Source organism: Streptomyces sp. NRRL F-525 (assembly GCF_000716605.1).
Taxonomy (GTDB): domain Bacteria; phylum Actinomycetota; class Actinomycetes; order Streptomycetales; family Streptomycetaceae; genus Streptomyces.
Genome location: NZ_JNXE01000108.1, coordinates 1 through 1,227, shown reverse-complemented (window position 1 = coordinate 1,227; position 1,227 = coordinate 1). Strand labels below are relative to the sequence as shown.

General features: G+C 70.9%; 1 protein-coding gene. It reads right to left on the bottom strand.

Features of this window, described 5'->3' with window-relative positions; translation table 11 throughout:
* The coding region (locus OO69_RS48065) for a beta-ketoacyl synthase N-terminal-like domain-containing protein (RefSeq protein WP_033287375.1) at positions 1–1,227 on the bottom strand (1,227 nt) is incomplete at both ends.

The window sequence follows — 1,227 nt, the reverse complement described above, 5'->3', positions numbered from 1 at the left end:
ACGATGCCGGGTGCGGTGTTGCCCTTGCTCAGTGTGTCGAGGTCGGTCAGCAGCTGCTCGCGGTTGTCGGCGAGCAGTACCGCGCGGTGGTCGAACCGGCTGCGGCCGGCTGCCAACGCGGCTCGTACCGTGGCCAGTTCGAGGTCGGGTTGGTTCAGCAGGTAGGTCCGTAGCCGGTCGGCCTGGTCGCGCAGTGCGGGCGCGGTCTTCGCCGACAACAGCAGCGGGAGGGCGACCGGGGGCGCTGGCGCCAGCTCGGGAGTGGCGTTGGTTGGGGCCTCTTCGAGGATGACGTGGGCGTTGGTGCCGCTGACGCCGAAGGAGGAGACCGCCGCGCGGCGCAGGTGGCCGTTCGCCTGCCACGGCACCGGCTCGGTCAGCAGCGAGACCGCGCCGGCTGTCCAGTCCACGTGCGGCGAGGGCTGTTCGGCGTGCAGGGTGGGCGGGAGCTGGCCATGCCGCATGGCCATGACCATCTTGATGATTCCGGCGACGCCGGCGGCGGCCTGGGTGTGCCCGATGTTCGACTTGATCGAGCCGAGCATCAGTGGCTTGTCGGCGGGGCGGTCCTTGCCGTAGGTGGCGAGCAGCGCCTGGGCCTCGATCGGGTCGCCGAGGGTGGTGCCGGTGCCGTGTGCCTCGACCGCGTCGACCTGATCGGCTGTCAGCCGGGCGTTGGCGAGGGCTTGGCGGATGACGCGTTGCTGGGCGGGGCCGTTGGGGGCGGTGAGGCCGTTGCTGGCGCCGTCCTGGTTGACCGCCGAACCGCGGATCACCGCGAGGATGTTGTGGCCGTTGCGTTGCGCGTCGGAGAGGCGTTCGATCAGGAGGAGTCCGACGCCCTCGGACCAGTCGGGGGCGAGGCCGCGCTGACGGCTGAACTCGACGTAGATCGACGGGGTGGCCATCAGGGTGACGCCGCCGGCCAGCGCGAGGCTGCATTCGCCGGTACGCAGTGCCTGCCCGGCCATGTGCAGCGCCACCAGCGACGACGAGCACGCGGTGTCGATGGTGACCGCGGGGCCTTCAAGGCCGAAGGTGTAGGAGATCCGGCCCGAGGCGACACTGCCGGCGCTGCCCGTACCGAGATAGCCCTCGAAGCCGTCGGGCGAGGCGATTGTCATGAGCCGGGAGCCGTAGTCGTTGTACATGACGCCGGTGAAGACGCCGGTCCGGCTGCCGCGCAGGGTGGCGGGGTCGATGCCGGCGCGTTCGAAGGTCTCCCAG